This is a genomic window from Amycolatopsis sp. cmx-11-32, from assembly GCF_047608695.1.
Classification (GTDB): domain Bacteria; phylum Actinomycetota; class Actinomycetes; order Mycobacteriales; family Pseudonocardiaceae; genus Amycolatopsis.
In genome coordinates, this window is sequence record NZ_JADNQN010000013.1 from 1 (window position 1) to 17,202 (window position 17,202).

At 67.4% G+C, this 17,202-nt stretch carries 13 protein-coding genes; 6 read left to right on the top strand and 7 right to left on the bottom strand.

Going from position 1 to position 17,202, the window contains the following annotated elements:
- Positions 1 to 365: 365 nt before the first annotated feature.
- From ACM6LR_RS30910 to ACM6LR_RS30925, 4 genes are all read right to left on the bottom strand, one after another.
- Positions 366 to 1,574 carry a low temperature requirement protein A gene (locus tag ACM6LR_RS30910; protein WP_414940715.1) on the bottom strand — a complete coding sequence of 403 codons (1,209 nt, stop codon included), beginning with the start codon at positions 1,572 to 1,574 and terminating at the stop codon, positions 366 to 368.
- A 453-nt stretch (positions 1,575 to 2,027) separates the two neighbouring features.
- The gene (locus ACM6LR_RS30915) at positions 2,028 to 3,500 is read right to left on the bottom strand and encodes an MFS transporter (protein WP_414940717.1); all 1,473 of its coding nucleotides are present in this window, start codon (positions 3,498 to 3,500) and stop codon (positions 2,028 to 2,030) included.
- Positions 3,500 to 7,084 carry a DNA polymerase III subunit alpha gene (gene dnaE, locus ACM6LR_RS30920; protein WP_414940718.1) on the bottom strand — a complete coding sequence of 1,195 codons (3,585 nt, stop codon included), beginning with the start codon at positions 7,082 to 7,084 and terminating at the stop codon, positions 3,500 to 3,502. The genes ACM6LR_RS30915 and dnaE overlap by 1 nt, the downstream gene beginning before the upstream one ends.
- Positions 7,085 to 7,278: 194 nt before the next feature.
- Positions 7,279 to 8,352: a plasmid pRiA4b ORF-3 family protein gene (locus ACM6LR_RS30925; RefSeq protein WP_414945065.1), complete on the bottom strand. Its 1,074-nt coding sequence runs from the start codon at positions 8,350 to 8,352 to the stop codon at positions 7,279 to 7,281.
- Between the two features lie 135 nt (positions 8,353 to 8,487).
- Here ACM6LR_RS30925 and ACM6LR_RS30930 point away from each other — a divergent pair, with 135 nt between their 5' ends.
- From ACM6LR_RS30930 to ACM6LR_RS30950, 5 genes are all read left to right on the top strand, one after another.
- Entirely contained in the window at positions 8,488 to 8,889 is a 402-nt protein-coding gene (locus ACM6LR_RS30930) for a nitroreductase/quinone reductase family protein (protein WP_414940720.1), read from the top strand.
- A 264-nt stretch (positions 8,890 to 9,153) separates the two neighbouring features.
- On the top strand, positions 9,154 to 9,825 hold the full coding sequence (locus ACM6LR_RS30935; protein ID WP_414945133.1) for a FadR/GntR family transcriptional regulator: 672 nt from the start codon (positions 9,154 to 9,156) through the stop codon (positions 9,823 to 9,825).
- 4 nt (positions 9,826 to 9,829) lie between these two features.
- Positions 9,830 to 11,266 (top strand): amino acid permease, encoded by a 1,437-nt coding sequence (locus ACM6LR_RS30940; RefSeq protein WP_414940721.1) that lies wholly within the window; start codon positions 9,830 to 9,832, stop codon positions 11,264 to 11,266.
- Positions 11,263 to 12,225, top strand: coding sequence for an asparaginase (locus ACM6LR_RS30945; RefSeq protein ID WP_414945066.1), 963 nt, complete (start codon positions 11,263 to 11,265; stop codon positions 12,223 to 12,225). The genes ACM6LR_RS30940 and ACM6LR_RS30945 overlap by 4 nt, the downstream gene beginning before the upstream one ends.
- A 238-nt stretch (positions 12,226 to 12,463) precedes the next feature.
- Entirely contained in the window at positions 12,464 to 14,101 is a 1,638-nt protein-coding gene (locus ACM6LR_RS30950) for a CocE/NonD family hydrolase (protein ID WP_414945067.1), read from the top strand.
- On the opposite strand, the gene ACM6LR_RS30955 is transcribed toward ACM6LR_RS30950, so the two are convergent.
- Together ACM6LR_RS30955 and ACM6LR_RS30960 are read right to left on the bottom strand one after the other, a co-directional pair.
- The gene (locus tag ACM6LR_RS30955; protein ID WP_414940724.1) at positions 14,083 to 14,841 is read right to left on the bottom strand and encodes a metallophosphoesterase; all 759 of its coding nucleotides are present in this window, start codon (positions 14,839 to 14,841) and stop codon (positions 14,083 to 14,085) included. The genes ACM6LR_RS30950 and ACM6LR_RS30955 overlap by 19 nt on opposite strands.
- A 4-nt stretch (positions 14,842 to 14,845) precedes the next feature.
- Positions 14,846 to 15,475: a GntR family transcriptional regulator gene (locus ACM6LR_RS30960; RefSeq protein ID WP_414940725.1), complete on the bottom strand. Its 630-nt coding sequence runs from the start codon at positions 15,473 to 15,475 to the stop codon at positions 14,846 to 14,848.
- A gap of 55 nt (positions 15,476 to 15,530) precedes the next feature.
- On the opposite strand from ACM6LR_RS30960, the gene ACM6LR_RS30965 reads away from it, so the two are divergent.
- Complete coding sequence (locus tag ACM6LR_RS30965; protein WP_414945134.1) at positions 15,531 to 16,709, top strand: aminotransferase class V-fold PLP-dependent enzyme; 1,179 nt, start codon at positions 15,531 to 15,533, stop codon at positions 16,707 to 16,709.
- Here the strand turns inward: ACM6LR_RS30965 and ACM6LR_RS30970 are convergent.
- A complete protein-coding gene (locus tag ACM6LR_RS30970; protein WP_414940726.1) occupies positions 16,706 to 17,197 on the bottom strand; it encodes a DUF1453 domain-containing protein in 492 nt (163 codons plus the stop codon). The two genes, ACM6LR_RS30965 and ACM6LR_RS30970, sit on opposite strands and share 4 nt — an antisense overlap.
- Positions 17,198 to 17,202 lie beyond the last annotated feature (5 nt).

The following is a 17,202-nucleotide window of genomic DNA, read 5'->3' on the forward strand; positions in this document are numbered from 1 at the left end:
ACTCAAAGAAACCTCAAACGAGGTTCACATACATAAGCTCTACTGGCTTAATTCACTAGCACACTGTTGAGTTCTCAAGCAACACACCCCGAATCACACCACACCACGCGGCCTCATCCGAAGCAGTTATTTCTTGGCTTTTGTTCGAAGCTCACCCTACACCTGGCTGAAACTGCCGTTTCAGCGGGGGTCTGGTTACCTCTCCGATTCGGGACCACCCACTCTACCACCATCCGGTGGGAGCTTGGTTCGTGTTCCCGGCGGCCGCTCGGTTTCCCTGGCGACGAAGAGAACATTACACGGCCCGAAACCGGCGTTTACAGGGGGGTCCCTATTTTCGCGCCGACGCTCTGACCTGCACCGATCTAATCAACGGCCGCCGCATCGCCGGGAACCGGCTCTCCGTGCGTGGCGACGACCGTCAGCACGACGAGGGCAGCGGCGAGCAGAGCGGTGACGTGGATGGGCGCGGGCGTGAACGACGCGGCGAGGATGAGCACCGCGGTCACCGGGAAGCCGATCGCGATCGGACGGCATTCGTTGGTGGGCCCGATGTGCATGAGCCAGACGCTCAGCAGATAGATCGCGACGGGCACAGTCGTCGCCATCGCGGCGGGCAGCGAGGCGACGTGCCCGGTGTGGGTGTCGTAGTCGACCGCGACCTCCAGCCCGGCGCCGAGCGCGGCCGCCGAGGCGAAGATCAGATAGTGCCCGTAGCCCCAGCTCGCGACGGTGAACAGGTTCTTCGCCTTCTCGAGGCGGACGTGTCCCGGCTGGTCGAAGTACAGCCACCACAGAGAGAAGACCAGCACGAGCCCCGCGGCGGCGAGGGAGATCAGGCTGCCGGTGTGCTTCCCCTCGTCGAGCCCTTCCTTGACCGCCGTGGTCGCGCCAAGGATGGATTCACCCAGCACGATGATCGTGAAAAGGCCGTAGCGCTCGGCGATGTGGTGCGGGTGCCAACCCGTCGGACGACGGCGTTCGGCGATCAGCGGAACCGCGAGTTCGGCGATGACGAACAGGAAGAACGACGGCAGGGCCAAGGATTCCGGCAGTCCGAGGCGGACGATCCACAGAATCTGGACGATCGTGATGCCCGCCGCGTAGCGCAGGGCCGCCGGGCGGCACCCGGAATCGGTCCGCGCGACCCGCAGCCACTGCGTGACCATCGAGAGCCGCATCAGGACGTAGCCGATCACCGTGATCGTGAAGTCGCCGTCGAAGGCCGAGGAGACGCCGGCGGCCACGGTCAGCCCGCCGGCGATCTGCACCAGCGTGACCAGCCGGTACAGGACGTCATCGGTGTCGAACGACGACGCGAACCAGCTGAAGTTCAGCCAGCCCCACCAGATCGCGAAGAACACCATCGCGAAGCTGAGCACCCCGTGCCCGATGTGGTTTTCGGCGATCGCGTGGTGCAGACCCGCCGCGGCCTGCGCGACGGCGACCACGAAACACAGGTCGAACAGCAACTCCAACGGGGTCGCGACCCGGTGCCCTTCACCGGAATCCCGCATCGTCATCGGCCGGTACCAGATCCTCAGCCGATTCCGCCGCACTGAACTCTCCGCCATCGAAGCTCCTCGCATTCTCGAACTGCGGAGATCTTCGCAGCCGGAGGCGGTTCACACACGCGGAGAACGCGCGGCGGGTGGGCCCGGGCCGGGTGCACCTCCCCAGGCGACCCCGCACAGACCCACCCGCGCGATTGCTTCACCCGGGACACGGCTGTCGGTGGTGGTGAGCCGGGTGCCGCCGAACGGTCCCCCGCGGACGCCGACGGCCGTCCACCGGCTCGTGACCGCGGGTGCCCATTCCTGCAAACTCCGGACTCACCACGATCGCTCCCGCCGATCGATCCATCCCCGATCGATCGACAGAAATACCACTGTCTGTAGCCATGTCACAGCAGTGAAGGCCCCGTAAGGTCTACCCGGTTGCTCTGAGTAGCACCAGAGGATGAAGCCCCCGTCACTCGGATGGAGCATTCGGTCTAGCCGACCGTAGTCGTCGGCGCGCGCTGGGACTCAGCCTCGTTGCCTGTCGGCGGCAGCCTTGCCGGCTTCGTCCCGCTCAGTGAGCAAACGCCGGTTTCGGCGCGCCCGAAGCTCGATCACGGCGAGTAAGAGCGCCGAGCACGTCAATCCGGCGGCGCACAGCATCGCCGCGGTCAGTGCCGACGGATAGCCGCCGTTCGCGCCCAGTACCGCGTGGAAGACCGACGCCAGGACGACCGTGCCGATCGCGGTGCCGATCCGCTGCCCGGTCTGCAGCGCTCCCCCGGCGACGCCCGCCATCGACGTCGGCACGCATTCCAGGGTCAGCGTGGTGTTGGGTGAGATGACCATGCCGCCACCGACACCGGCGACGAGCAACGGCAGCGCGAACCACCAGCCCGCCGCGGCACCGGGATCCCGGCCGGCGAGGACGGCGACCGTGACCATCCCGGTGATCACCATGACCAGCCCGGTGACGGTGAGCTTGCGGCCCCACTTCGGCACCAGCCGTCCCGCGATCGCCGCCGACACGGCCGAGCCGAGGGCGAAGGAGGTGACGGCGAGCCCGGATTGCAGTGGCGTGTAGCCGAGACCCTGCTGGAAGAAGATGGCGAAGACCAGCCACATGCCGGTGAATCCGCTGAAGTACAGCGCGCCGACGGCGGCGCCCGTGGCATAGCCGGGAGTGCCGGTGAACAGCCGCGTGTCCAGCAGCGGCGAACGGCCGCGCCGCACCATCGACCGCTCCCAGCGCACGAACGCGAACCCGAAGACCACCGCGACGACGAACAGCCACCACAGACTGCTGAGCCCACCCTGTTCGGATTCGATCAACGGGAGCAACAGTCCGAGTACGGCGACACCCAGCAGCATGATGCCGACGAAGTCGATCTCACCCCGCAGGCTTTTCGCCGGTCTCTCCGCTTTCGGGAGCCATCTCAAGGCAAGGGCGAACGCCAGGATTCCGATGGGCACGTTCACGTAGAAGACCCAGCGCCAGCCTTCCGGGTCGCCGGAGACGGCGAGGATCACGCCACCGAGCACCGGCCCGACAGCGGTCGAGATCCCGACGGTGGCACCGAAGATGCCGAACGCGCGGCCTCGCTCCGCGCCGCGGAACAGGTCCTGGATCATCCCGCTGTTCTGCGGCGTCATCATGCCCGACGCGATGCCCTGCAGGAGCCGCGCGACGATCAGTGTCGTCTCGTTCGGCGCCGCGCCGGCGAACACGCTGGTCAGCACGAACGCGGCGAGCGCGAACAGGAACATACGGCGGCGGCCGAGCGCGTCGCCGAGTCTGCCGCCGGTCACCAGCACCAGCCCGAAGGCCAGCGCGTACCCCGAGACGACCCACTGGATCCCGCCGCTCGACGCGCCGAGGTCCTGCTGGATCGAGGGTAGCGCCGTGTTGACGATGCTGACGTCGAGCAGGCCCATGAACCCGGCGGCGAGGGAGACGGCGAGTGCTTTCCAGCGCCGTGGATCGGGTTCGTAGGTGCTCATCAGGTGCTGGCGGCGATCCCGGGGATGCCCTTGAGCTCACCGATCAGCATCGATGTCACCTTGACCGGATAGTCGTAGAGCGCGAAGACGGTCTGGTTCTTGCCGACCAGCTTGAGGTGCACCGGGGTTTCGCCCTTGTGCGCCAGCAAGGTCTGCTTCAGTTCGCTGACCACCGACTGGTCGATCTTCTCCGCCGCGGCCAGCAGGACGAGCGGCAGGTCCTCGTCGCCGTTCCCGATCTCGGACAGGTCGAGCGGTACGAGCCCGCCGCCGAAGATGGACATCTTGTCCTCACGCCAGTTCACCCGGCCCTTGACCAGGACCGCGTTGTCCTCGATGAGGTCGGCGGAGAACATCGCGTAGGACTTCGGGAAGTACAGGACCTCCAGCGAGGCGTCCATGTCCTCGACGGTGCAGATCGCCCAAGGCTCGCCCTTCTTGTTGACCCGGCGCTCCAGCGAGGTGATCAGCCCGGAGATGATCAGCTCGCCTTCCTTGGGCGGGTCGGCGATGATCGCGGCGATCGGCCTCGGCGCGTGTTTGCGCAGGATGCGCTCGGCACCGTCCAGCGGGTGCGCCGAGACGTACAGGCCGAGCATCTCCCGTTCATAGGCCAGGAGCTGCTTGCGCGGGTACTCCTCTTCGCCGAACTTCAGGTGCGCGAGCGGCGAAGAGGACACGGCGGCCTCATCGCCGTCGTCCCCGCCGAAACCGAAGAGGTCGAACTGGCCCATCGCCTCCTGGCGCTTGAGTGGGACCACGGCCTCGACCGCGTCCTCGTGCACCTGGATCATCGAAAGCCGGGAGTTGCCGAGCGAGTCGAAGCCGCCGGCCTTGATCAGCGATTCGATGACCCGCTTGTTGCAGGCCACCAGTTCGGACTTGTCGAGGAAGTCGGTGAAGGAGGAGTACTTCCCCTTCTCGTCGCGGGTCTTGATGATCGACTCGACGACGTTCGCGCCGACGTTGCGGACGGCACCCATACCGAAGCGGATGTCGTCCCCGACGGCCGCGAACCTCAGCGCGGACTCGTTGACGTCCGGCGGGAGCACCTTGATGCCGAGGCGACGGCACTCGGACAGATAGACCGCGGACTTGTCCTTGTTGTCACCGACCGACGTGAGCAGCGCGGCCATGTACTCCGGTGTGAAGTTCGCCTTCAGGTACGCGGTCCAGTAGGAGATCAGGCCGTACGCGGCCGCGTGACTCTTGTTGAACGCGTAGCCGGCGAACGGGAGGATCGTGTCCCACAGTGCCTTCACCGCATCCGGCGAGAACCCGCCTTCGATCAGCGGGCTGGCCTTCATCCCGGCCTCGAAGCCCTCGTACTCGAGATCGAGGACTTCCTTCTTCTTCTTACCCATGGCCCGGCGGAGCACGTCCGCGCGGCCCATCGTGTATCCGGCCACCTTCTGGCCGATGTGCATGATCTGCTCCTGATAGACGATCAGGCCGTAGGTGTCGGCCAGGATCTCCTTCAGGGGCTCCTCGAGCTGCGGGTGGATCGGCTTGACCTTCTGCCGATTGTTCTTCCGGTCGGCGTAGTCGTTGTGCGCGTTCATGCCCATCGGGCCGGGGCGGTACAGCGCGCCCACCGCCACGATGTCGTCGAAGACCGTCGGCTGCATCCGGCGCAGCAGATCCCGCATCGGCCCGCCGTCCAGCTGGAACACGCCGAGCGTGTCTCCCCTGGCGAGCAGCTTGTACGTCTCCGGGTCTTCGACGCCGAGGGTGTCGAGGTCGATGTCGACCCCGCGGTTGGTCTTGATGTTGTCGATCGCGTCGCCGATGACGGTGAGGTTCCGCAGGCCAAGGAAGTCCATCTTGAGCAGGCCGATGTTCTCGCACGACGGGTAGTCCCAGCCGGTGATGATCGAGCCGTCGTCACGCTGCCACAGCGGGATGGCGTCGGTCAGCGGGTCGCAGGACATGATGACCGCGCAGGCGTGGACGCCGGCGTTGCGGATCAGCCCTTCGAGGCCGCGGGCGGTCTCGAAGATCGTCTTGCACTCTTCGTCGGTCTCGACGAGCGCGCGGACCTCGGCGGCCTCGCCGTAGCGCTCGTGCTTGGAGTCGACGATGCCTGACAGCGGGATGTCCTTCGCCATGATCGGCGGCGGCAGCGCCTTCGAGATCCGGTCCGCGATCGCGTAGCCGGGTTGACCGAAGTGGACGCGCGCGGAGTCCTTGATGGCCGCCTTGGTCTTAATGGTGCCGAAGGTGATGACCTGCGCGACCTTGTCGACGCCGTACTTGTCGGTGGCGTAGCGGATCATCTCGCCGCGGCGGCGGTCGTCGAAGTCGATGTCGATATCGGGCATGGAAACGCGCTCGGGGTTCAGGAACCGCTCGAACAGCAGCTTCTGCGGGATCGGGTCCAGGTTGGTGATACCGAGCACGTACGCGACCAGCGAGCCGGCGGCCGAACCACGGCCGGGGCCGACGCGGATGCCGACCTTGCGGGCGTAGTTGATGAGGTCGGCGACGATGAGGAAGTAGGCGGGGAAGCCCTTCCCGATGATGACGTCGAGCTCGATCTCGATGCGCTCGTCGTAGTACTCGTCCGGGACACCGTCCGGGTACCGCCATTTGAGACCACGCGCGACCTCTTCCCGCAGCCAGGCGCCCTGGTCGTAGCCATCGGGGACCTCGAAGAACGGCAGCCGGTCCTTGTGCGTGTAGACCTCTTTGTAGGACTCGACGCGCTCGGCGATCAGCAGCGTCGAGTCGGCGGCGCCGGGAACTTCCTTGTCCCAGTACTCCCGCATGTCGGCGGCCGACTTCAGGTAGTAGCCGTCACCGTCGAACTTGAACCGGTTCGGGTCGTTCAGCGTCTTGCCCGCCTGCACGCAGAGCAGCGCGGAGTGGGTGTCGGCCTGGTCCTTGGTGACGTAGTGCGAATCGTTCGTGGCCAGCGGCCGGAGATCGAGCAGCTTGCCGATCTCGAGCAGGCCCTCGCGAACCGACCGCTCGATCGGCAGGCCGTGGTCCATCAGCTCGAGGAAGAAGTTCTCGCCGCCGAAGATGTCCTTGTAGTCCGACGCGGCCTGGATCGCTTCGGTGCGCTGCCCCAGCCGGAGTCGCGTCTGCACCTCACCGGACGGGCAGCCGGTGGTCGCGATGATGCCTTCGTGGTTCTCCGAGATCAGTTCGCGGTCCATCCGGGGCTTACGGTAGTAGCCCTGCATGCTCGCGAGCGATGACAGCTTGAACAGGTTCCGCAGCCCGGTCGCGTTCGCGGCGAGCATCGTCATGTGGGTGTAGGAACCGCTACCGGAGACGTCGCCGCCTTCACCGAACTCGTCGGAGCCACGCTGGTTGGCCTGGCCCCAGAACACCGGCTTCTTGTGGAAACGGCTCTCCGGTGCGACGTAGGCCTCGATGCCGATGATCGGCTTGAGGTCGTGCTTGACCGCCTGCTGGTAGAACTCGTCCGCGCCGTACATGTTGCCGTGGTCGGTCATGCCGACCGCGGGCATGCCCAGCCGCGCCGCCTCCTTGAACAAGGGGGCGATCTTCGCCGCACCGTCGAGCATCGAGTACTCGGTGTGCACATGCAGGTGGACGAAGGAATCGTTCGACACCAGCGAAAACCTCCCCTAGGCAGACGGGTCCCTGGCTGCGTGACGCGGGCCGGTCCTCCCACCCTAGGCTTCTCATGATCATCAGCAACTCGCGGGGGGACGCGGCCCTCGGGCAGTCCTGAGTCTGCTGGCCGATCAAGATCAAATCCAGCTGCCTCGCCGAAGTCGTCGCCACCCGAACGGGGCAGCGATGGTCAGCCCAGCCGGGCGTTGACCCCCTCCCTGTCGAACCATTCCGGGTCGAACCCGTAGCCGCCGAGCTCCTCGAGGAGATCCTCGTTCTCTTCGGCGTCCGAATCCCGCATCGCCTCCAGCAACATCTCGTACGCCTGCCCGTCTTCGCATTCCGGCGGAGGCGCCGCGCGCTCGCCGTCGAGACAGCTCGGCGCCTCGGGGAGGGCGACCAGTTGCTCGACGCGGATCCAGTGCCGCCAGCGCTCCGCCTCGTAGGCGAGTCGATGGCCCGGCGCCGTGACGACCTGGCCGAGGAGCACCTGATCGTCCAGGCGATCGCCTTCTCCGCCCTGGCCGTCGGCGCTGAAGCCGCCGTACGCGGTTTCGAACCGATGGTCCTGCTGCTCGTCCCGGCCGAACACGGCCGCGAAGGTCCGGTGCAATGCGGCAAGGGTGAGGTCGGTGCGGACTTCGAGCCGCCGCCAGATCGCGGGCTCCGGCTCCTCCACGGCCACCGCGATCCGCATCCCGGTGGCCTTCCCGGGTGGGGGAAGCACGAGCGGCAGAGAATCGGTCCCCCGTGAGCGCGGCACCGGTTCGTACTCGGGCAGACCGAGCCACCTCCGTAGCTGCCCCGCGCGTTGGGGCAGGTCCGACTCCGGCCTCGAACCCAGCTCGAAGAGCTGCGGCGCCACTTTCCGGAGCCACGCGTCAGAATCCGCCTTGACGATCAAAGCCGCTTCGACCTGGCTTCGGAACTCCTCGGGCGTCAGTGGGGCTTCGGCCACCTCGAAGCCGCCGCGAAGCACCCCCAAGGCGTCCGCGGGATCGGGGTGGAGTTCGATCACGTCGACCTCGCGACCGTTGACCACCACCTCGACACCCACCGAGCGTTTTCCTGCGGTCAGCGTGGCGGCGAGGACCACCAGGTCCTGATCCACCTGGCCTTGGACGGCACAGTCCGAAAGCTCGATCGGCCCGTGGAGCAACTTCGGCCAGCGCTCCACCCTGCTCACGTCCGGAAACGGACGTGGCGGACGGGAGAGCTGGTTCTTCGGTTTCTTGGGCTTGCGCCCTCGGCTGATGGGGCTCACTCCCGCAGTGTCTCCAGCGGCACCGACAGTTTTCGCGGCGTCGTGAGCAGCCATGATCCAAAAACGCTTGCCGACCTGGGCGCGGGTTGTGCAGACTGACCAGCCGCCAAGATCACCGAACCGTCCGGAGAGTTGATGATCGACCTGCAGGCCATGAACGAACACGTGATCGCGGAGTTCCGCGCGAACGGCCGCCAGGGCGACGGTCTCCCGACGTTGCTGCTCACCACCACCGGTGCCCGCACCGGACGACGGCACGTGACGCCGATGCTGTTCCTGGCCGACGACGGCCGCTACATCGTGTTCGCCGCCAACGGGGGCGCTCCCGGACATCCGGACTGGTACCGCAACCTGGTCTCGGAGCCGTCTGTCGATGTCGAAGCGGACGGAGAGTCCTTCACCGCCCACGCTGTCGAGATCACCGGAGCAGCACGGGACCGTCTGTACGCGAAGCAGGCGAAGGCGTTCCCGCGGCTGGCCGAGCACCAGTCGAAGACCAGCCGTCCGTTCCCGGTGATCGCGCTCAAGCGGGTATGACGGTGGTCGTGCGCGTTTCGACGTTGTGACACTGGCCACCTCCGCGCGGGAATTCGGTGCCACCACTGAACTTCGGACGTACGAAGGCGCCCAGCACGACTTTCACTTCTTGGCCTATTACCCCACCGGCGCCGACACCTCAGGCCGGATCGGAGCCCTCTGCTGATCGCTTGACAAAGCGATGGGCCGACCGCACGATCTCGTCTCATGAACCTGTCTGACAGCCAGACAGCCGGACACGGTGGTCCACGGCGCGTCAGCGCGATGGAGGCCGTGCTGGCCCACCTCCGCGGTGCCATCGAGCGCGGTGAGTACCCCGTCGGCCAGAAGCTGCCGTCGGAGTCCGCGCTCGGCAAAGAGTTCGAGGTCAGCCGTTCGGTCGTCCGCGAAGCACTGCGGGGGCTGCAGGCACTCGGGCTCACCGTGTCCAAAACGGGCAAAGGGACCTTCGTGACCGCCACCGGGCCGGTCGAGAACCCCACCTTCGGGACCTACTCGGCCCGTGACCTGTTCGAGGTGCGGCGCCACGTCGAGATCCCCGTCGCCGGGTACGCGGCCCTGCGCCGCAGCACCGACGACCTGGATCTGCTCGGCCACCTGGTCGGGCGGATGGACCTCGAAACCGACAACACCGCGTGGGTGGCGCTGGACTCGCTGTTCCACATCACCATCGCCCAGTCCTCGGGCAACCCGGTGTTCGGCAAGGTCATCGAGGAGATCCGGGACGCGCTTGCGCGCCAGTCGGCATTTCTCAACCAATTAGGTGACCGTCGGACCCGCTCGAACACCGAGCACCGTGAGATCGTCACCGCCATCGCCGCCGGTTCCGAAGTGGACGCCGTCGCGGCGATGACCTCCCATCTCGAACACGTCGAGGACGCGCTCACCACCATCGTGCGGCCGAGCCGCACGACGCATCAGAACAAGGACGACTGACACCGTGACCGAACAGACCCTCAGCGCGGACGACAAGTCCGCGGTGCCGGCCGACGCCGGTGACGCCGGCTACGACAAGGCGCTGAAACCCCGCCACGTGAACATGATCGCGATCGGCGGCGCCATCGGCACCGGCCTGTTCCTCGGCGCGGGCGGACGGCTCACGCAGGCAGGCCCGGCGCTGGCGATCGTGTACGCGGTCTGCGGTCTCTTCGCCTTCTTCGTGGTGCGTTCGCTCGGCGAACTCATCCTGTACCGCCCCTCCTCCGGCGCCTTCGTGTCCTACGCCCGTGAGTTCATGGGTGAGAAGGGCGCTTACGTCGCGGGCTGGATGCACTTCCTGAACTGGTCCACGACCGGTATCGCGGATATCACCGCGATCGCGCTGTACGCGCATTTCTGGTCCTTCTTCACGCCGATCCCGCAGTGGGTACTGGCACTCATCGCCCTCGCGGTGGTACTGGCGCTGAACATGGTTTCGGTGAAGCTGTTCGGTGAGTTGGAGTTCTGGTTCGCCATCATCAAGGTCGCCGCGCTGGTCGCCTTCATGGGGATCGGGATCTGGCTGCTGGTCACCCAGCAGCCGATCGACGGCCAGGTACCCGGCTTCTCGCTGATCTCGGACAACGGCGGCTTCTTCCCCGCCGGTGTGCTGCCGATGGTGCTGATCGTCCAGGGTGTCGTGTTCGCCTACGCCTCGGTGGAACTGGTCGGCGTCGCCGCCGGTGAGACCGAGAACCCGCGCAAGATCATGCCGAAGGCGATCAACTCGATCATGTGGCGGATCGGGATCTTCTACGTCGGCTCGGTGGTCCTGCTGGCGATGCTGATGCCGTGGAGCTCGTACTCGAAGACCGAGAGCCCGTTCGTCACCGTGCTCTCGCACGTCGGGGTGCCGCAGGCGGGCAACGTGATGAACCTGGTGGTGCTGACGGCGGCGCTGTCCAGCCTGAACTCGGGCCTGTACTCAACCGGCCGCATCCTGCGTTCGATGTCGCTGGCCGGATCCGCGCCGAAGTTCACCGGCGTGATGAACAAGAACCACGTGCCCTACGGCGGGATCCTGCTCACCTCCGCGGTCTGCGTGGTCGGTGTCGGCCTGAACGCCGTCGTGCCAAGCCAGGCCTTCGAGATCGTCCTGAATTTCGCGGCCATCGGCATCCTCGGCACCTGGGCGATCATCGTGCTTTCGCATCTGCTGTTCGTGCGCAAGGCCAAGCTCGGTGAGGTCGAGCGCCCCTCCTACCGACTCCCGTTCTCGCCCTACACCGAGATCGCGACGCTGATCTTCCTCGCCGCCGTCGTCGTGCTGATGGGCTTCGACGAGATCGGCCGGATCACCCTGTACTGCCTGCCGGTCATCGGGCTGGCGCTGGTGGGGGGCTGGTTCGGGGTCCGCAAGCGGATCAACATGGACGTCTTCGAAAAGACGAAGCTGTGATCCCCGAAATCCGCGTCCCCACCCACGAACCGCTGGTGCATCTTCTCCGCGACGGAATGGTCGAGGGGGTGCACCACGGTTCGGCCGTCGTCCTCGCCCCGGACGGCCGCGTGCTGTTCTCCGCAGGCGATGTCGAGTCTGCTTTCTATCCGCGTTCGGCGGCGAAACCCTTGCAGGCCACCGCGATGGCGCGACTCGGGGTCGAACTGAGCCCGGCGGGGTTCGCCGTCGGCACGGCCAGCCACTCGGGTGAGGACATCCACCTGGCGGAGGTTCTCCGGACGCTGGACGGCGCCGGGCTCACCGCTGAGGATCTGCGGACGCCGGAGGATCTGCCGTTCGACCCTGTCGAGCGTGACGCTTGGATCGCCTCGGGACGGACTGCCTCGAGATCTGCGCACAACTGTTCCGGCAAGCACGCGGCCATGCTCGCGACCTGCCGCCTGCGCGGTTGGTCCACGAAGGACTATCTGGACGCGGGACACCCGCTGCAGCGCGCGATCGCGGAGTCCGTCGAGGATCTGACGGGACAGCGGATCCCGAAGGTCGCCGTCGACGGCTGCGGCGCTCCCCTGTTCGCGGTGTCACTGCGCGGGCTCGCCAGTGCCGTCGGCAAGATCGCCGCCGCGGCTCCTGGCACCCCCGCAGGTCTTGTGGCCGAAGGGATCCGGAAGCATCCGGAACTGGTCGCGGGCACCCGCCGCGACGTCACCGCGCTGATGCGCGCGGTACCCGGCCTGATCGCCAAGGACGGGTTCGAAGCCGTCCAGGTCGCCGCACTGCCGGACGGCACGGCGATCGCGATCAAGATCGCCGACGGCGGTGACCGCGCCCGGCAGCCGGTGCTCGCCGCCGCGCTCGCCCTGTGCGGCGTCGACAGGGAAGTACTGAAGCCGTTCACCGGGCCCCCCGGCCTGTGCGTGACGGGCGCGCTCGCCGAAATCCAGCTGGCAGCCTGAGGAGCCTTGTGTCGCACCGCGTGGACACGACCTGCTGGGAGACAACCCGCAGGAGACGCTCGCGCGGCTTCGGTGACCAGACCAGCGGGGCGGTACCGGGCGGTCTGCCCCGCGCCTGGTCTCGTGAGTGGTGCGGACGGTTTCACCCGTCCCCACCACTCGCGAGACCCACCGCCCCCCTCGACCTGGAGTACGGTCGCAAGCGGACGATGATCATCCGCGTGAAAGGCGGCCCAGCGTGCTCGACCGACTCCTCGACCGGTTCCTCGGCCTCCCTCCGGCCGAAGGCCCCGCTCCCTCGGTGACCAAGGCGATCCCCGTCCCGATGTCCGACGGCGTCCGCCTGCTGGCCGACCGCTACGCCGTTCCCGGTGACGAGCCCCGGCCGGTGGTGCTGATCCGCACGCCGTACGGCCGGAAAGGCCTGATGGGCAAGATCTTCGGGGAGACGTTCGCCCGGCAAGGCCTGCAGACGGTCCTCCAGAGCACTCGCGGAACCTTCGGCTCCGGCGGCGAGTTCCGGCCGTTCCACCTGGAGAAGGAGGACGGCCTCGCCACCGTCGCCTGGCTGCGCGAGCAGCCGTGGTGTGACGGCCGGGTCGCGATGGCGGGTGCGAGCTACCTCGGCCACACGCAATGGGCGGTCGCACCGTATCTCGAGGAGCCGCTCGAAGCGTTGTGCCTCGGCGTCACCGCGTCGGAGTTCGTCTCGGCCTTCTATCCCGGCGGTATCCTCGCGGTCGACAACATGGTCTCGTGGTCGGCGCTGATCGGCCGTCAGGAGGGCCGGTTCGCCGGTCTGCCGAACCCTTGGCAAACGAAGAAGACCCGTGCGGCCATGGCGCGTCTGCCTGTTTCCAGCGCGGACGTCGCGGCCATCGGCAAGCAGGTGCGGTTCCTGCAGGACGTCGCCGAGCACGCCGAGCCCGGCGACGACTTCTGGGCGCCGTCGGACCACAGCGCCGAGGTCGCCGCGCTGAGGACCCCGGTGACCATGGTGACCGGCTGGTACGACCTGTTCATCTCCGCCCAGCTGCGCGACTTCAAGGAACTCGCCGCCGCCGGACGCGAACCGCGGCTCACCGTCGGCCCGTGGGCACACGGCGAGCCCGCCAGCCTGAAGACCCTGCTGACCGACCAGATCGGCTTCCTCTCCGCCCACCTCCTCGGCGACACCACCCCACTGCGCCAAGCCCCGGTGCGCCTGTACCTCCAGGGCGCCGGACGCTGGCTGGACTTCGAAAGCTGGCCGCCGAAATCCGACGCCACCCCGTATTTCCTGCGCCCCGGCGCGCTTTCCCCCGCTGAACCGGTCGAGTCGAAACCCGGGACGTTCACCTTCGACCCGGCCGATCCGACGCCGTCCGTCGGCGGCCCGCTGCTGTCGGGCGTGCAGAAGCAACGCGACAACAAGGCCGTCGAAGAGCGCCGGGACGTGCTGCTCTTCACCGGTGACGCGCTGAAGCGAGACTTCGACGTCATCGGCGAGATCTCCGCGCTGGTGCACGTGCGGACCGACCTCGGCCACGGTGACGTCTTCGTCCGGCTGTGCGATGTGGACGGTCGCGGTATCTCCCGCAACGTCACCGACGGCATCATCCGGCTGCGCCCCGGAAGTCCTGAGTCCGATATGGACGGTGTGGTCGCGTCCGAGGTCCACCTCGACCCGACGGCGTACCGGTTCCGGCGAGGGCACCGGCTGCGGCTTCAGATCGCGGGCGGTGCGTTCCCCCGCTTCGCCCGCAACCACGGCACCGACGAGCCGGTTTTCACCGCGGTGGACGGGAATCCCGCACGGTTCGAGATCTTCCACGACCCCGCGCGGCCATCCCGGATCACCCTGCCGGTCTTCGGCGGTCAGGCGACCACCCGTTGATGCGTGGTCAGCCTGCCGTCGCCGTGCAGCACGTGGAACAGCAGCGACGGTGGCAGGTCGTAGTCGATCGGCCCGCCTTCTCCCCACGGCCGGAGGCCGTTCTCCTCCCACGGGAACAGGATGCTCGATCCGACCGAGGGCGCCGACCGCAGCGGCACGCCCGCGAACGTGGTCGACGCCGCGGCGTGGACGTGCCCGCAGAGCAGGGCCACCACTCGCGGGTGACGAGCGATCACCTCGGCCAGCCTGTCCTCGCCGTACTGCCGCATCGCGTCCACCAGCGGCAGGCCGAGCGCGACCGGCGGATGATGGAAGGCGACGAAGGCGGGGCCGTCACCGTCGGCGAGAACGCCGTCCAGCCAGGCCATGGTCTCGTCGTCGAATTGGCCGTCCGGTTCGCCCGGAACGCTCGAGTCGGCCATGACGAACGTGACGTCCCCGACCGTGTACACCGCGTTGACCGGGGCGTCGTCCGGCACCTGGCCGAGCAGTCCTTCGCGGAACGGTCCGCGTTTGTCGTGGTTTCCGGGGCAGGTGAAGAGCGGGACGTCGGTCTTGAACAGTTCGGCCGCGCGCACGTACTCCTCGAGGGTGCCGTGGTCGGCGATGTCGCCGGTCACGAGGATCGCGTCGACCGGCGTCGCGAGGTTCTCCAGATACCGCATGACCCGCGCGGTGCGTTCGTCACCGCGTTCCCCGCCGTCGAGATGGTTGTCGCTCAGATGTGCCGTCACGAACATCGCGTCACTCCGTCTTCTCCAAATATGCCAGCGTTTTCACCCAGTTCCGCACGAGCAGCTCCGCTGCCGTGACGAGGTCGGAGACGCGGATCGCTTCGGCGATCCTGCGGTGCTCGTCGATACTCTCCATCGAGCGCCCGGTACCACCGAAATAGCAGGTGTCATAGCGCTTCAGCAGGGGTTTGGTCTGCTCGATCAGGCGCAGCAGATGCGGATTCGTGCACCGCGAGACCAGCAACGAGTGCCAGCGATCGTCCAAAGTGGTCAAATCACCCGCCCGCTCCAGCTCCGCCGTCATCTCGGCGGCGATCCGGTCGAGGCCGCCGGTGAGCCCGGCGAGGTCCTGCGGCGAACTCCAGCGCAACGCGAGCGATTCCAGTTCCGCGACGAGCGGATACAGCCGCCGGGCCTCTTCGGGGTCGAACGGCGGCACGAGGAACCCGCGGCCCGGCGCCGAAACGAGCAGGCCACGATCGGCCAGCCCGATCAGCGCCTCGCGCAACGGCGTCCGGCTGACGCCCAGTTCGCGGGCGAGGTGCACCTCGTTGATCCGGCTGTCCGCGGCGATCCGGCCGTCGAGCACGCGGGCGGTGACCTCTTCCGCGAGGTCACACCGGAGCAGGTTCCTCGTCATCCGAGTAGTATTGCATGCACTTCACCCATATTGTATTCAGTTAGGGGTGACGAGTATTCAGGGCTTCGACATCGACCGTGCCCGTGCCGAGACGCCTGGCTGCGCGGAAGTGGTCCACCTCAACAACGCCGGATCGTCGCTCCCGCCCACGCGGGTGACCGACACCGTCGTCGACTACCTGCGCGAAGAAGCCCTGATCGGGGGGTACGAGCAGGCCGCGGCGACCGCCGAGCGGTACGAGGGCGTCTACGCGTCGGCCGCACGGCTCGTCGGCGCCGAACCCGACGACATCGCACTGACCGACAACGCCACCCGGTCGTGGCAAGCGGTCTTCTACGCGCTGCCGTTCACCGCGGGAGACCGGATCCTGACGGCGAAGTCCGAGTACGCGAGCAACGTCATCTCCTTCCTGCAGATCGCGAAGCGCACCGGTGCCGTCGTCGAGGTGGTCGCCGAGGACGAGTCCGGTCAACTGGACGTCGAGGACCTGAAACGCCGGATCGACGGCAGCGTCAAGCTGATCGCCGTCTCCCACGTCCCCACCCAGGGCGGGCTGGTGAATCCCGCCGAGGAGATCGGCGCGGTCGCGCGCGAGGCCGGGATCCCGTTCCTGCTGGACGCCTGCCAGAGCGCCGGCCAGATCGACCTCGACGTCACGCGCCTGAACTGCGACGCGCTCAGCGTGACCGGCCGTAAGTACCTGCGTGGGCCGCGCGGCACCGGGCTCCTCTACGCGCACCCTCGCCTGCGTGAGCGCGTCGAGCCCGCGATGCTCGACCTTCACTCCGCGATGTGGACCGCGCCCGAGACCTACGAAGTCGATACGACGGCGAAGATGTTCGAGGTTTGGGAACGCGATCACGCCTCGGTGCACGGCCTCGGCGCGGCGATCGACTATGCCCTCGAATGGGGCATGCCCGCCATCGAAGCCCGCGTCGCCGGGCTCGCGGCGAACCTGCGCGACGCGCTCCGCGAGATCCCGGGCGTCCAGGTCCACGACCAGGGCGCGCGACAGTGCGGAATCGTCACGTTCAGCCTCGCGAAAACGCCGTCGCAGGAAGTGAAACAGCACCTGGCGGCGGCCAGGATCAACGTCAGCGTCGTGGAAGCGACGTCCGCCCAGTTCGATTTCGCCGCGCGCGGACTGCCGTCGATGGTCAGGTCCTCGGTGCACTACTTCAACACCGAAGACGAGATCGCGCTCCTCGCGGGTGAAGTCGGAAAGCTGGCCTAGCGCCGGGAAAGCACCGAGTCGGACGACGGGGCGTACGGCAGCCCCGTCGTCTTCGCCCGCATGCCGACCACGAGTGCCTCCCCCAGCAGGCTGACACCGATCGACAGCGTGATCGGCCTGGCGTCGGGGTGCGCCCCGGCCACGGTGGCCAGGAAACCGATCCCGAAGTTCACCACCATCGACAGCACCCAGACGCCGAACGTCCGGCCGGTGTAGCGCAGCCACAGCACGCCGTCTCGCTCGAACAGCTTCGTGGTGGCGGCGCGCACCGCGCCGAGGCCGCAGCCGACCAAGGCGCCCAGCACGAGCCAAAGACCGTCCACGACAGTGATGGTTTCGAGCTTGGTCAGGCCGTAGACCCCGATCCCGATCAGGATCACCGGCGCGCCGAAAACGTCGCGGGCGACCAGCGGCTCCCCGCGCAGCCTTCGCACGACGATCGCGACCACCACGGCGACCGCCAGCGCGATCAACAACCAGGTCCTCATGAACT

What these genes read in the sequence shown, in the direction of transcription:
- ACM6LR_RS30910 (WP_414940715.1), bottom strand. Translation starts at nt 1,574, where the DNA reads ATGGCGGAGAGTTCAGTGCGGCGGAATCGGCTGAGGATCTGGTACCGG.
- ACM6LR_RS30915 (WP_414940717.1), bottom strand. Translation starts at nt 3,500, where the DNA reads ATGAGCACCTACGAACCCGATCCACGGCGCTGGAAAGCACTCGCCGTC.
- ACM6LR_RS30930 (WP_414940720.1), top strand. Translation starts at nt 8,488, where the DNA reads ATGATCGACCTGCAGGCCATGAACGAACACGTGATCGCGGAGTTCCGC.
- ACM6LR_RS30935 (WP_414945133.1), top strand. Translation starts at nt 9,154, where the DNA reads ATGGAGGCCGTGCTGGCCCACCTCCGCGGTGCCATCGAGCGCGGTGAG.
- ACM6LR_RS30955 (WP_414940724.1), bottom strand. Translation starts at nt 14,841, where the DNA reads ATGTTCGTGACGGCACATCTGAGCGACAACCATCTCGACGGCGGGGAA.
- ACM6LR_RS30960 (WP_414940725.1), bottom strand. Translation starts at nt 15,475, where the DNA reads ATGACGAGGAACCTGCTCCGGTGTGACCTCGCGGAAGAGGTCACCGCC.
- ACM6LR_RS30970 (WP_414940726.1), bottom strand. Translation starts at nt 17,197, where the DNA reads ATGAGGACCTGGTTGTTGATCGCGCTGGCGGTCGCCGTGGTGGTCGCG.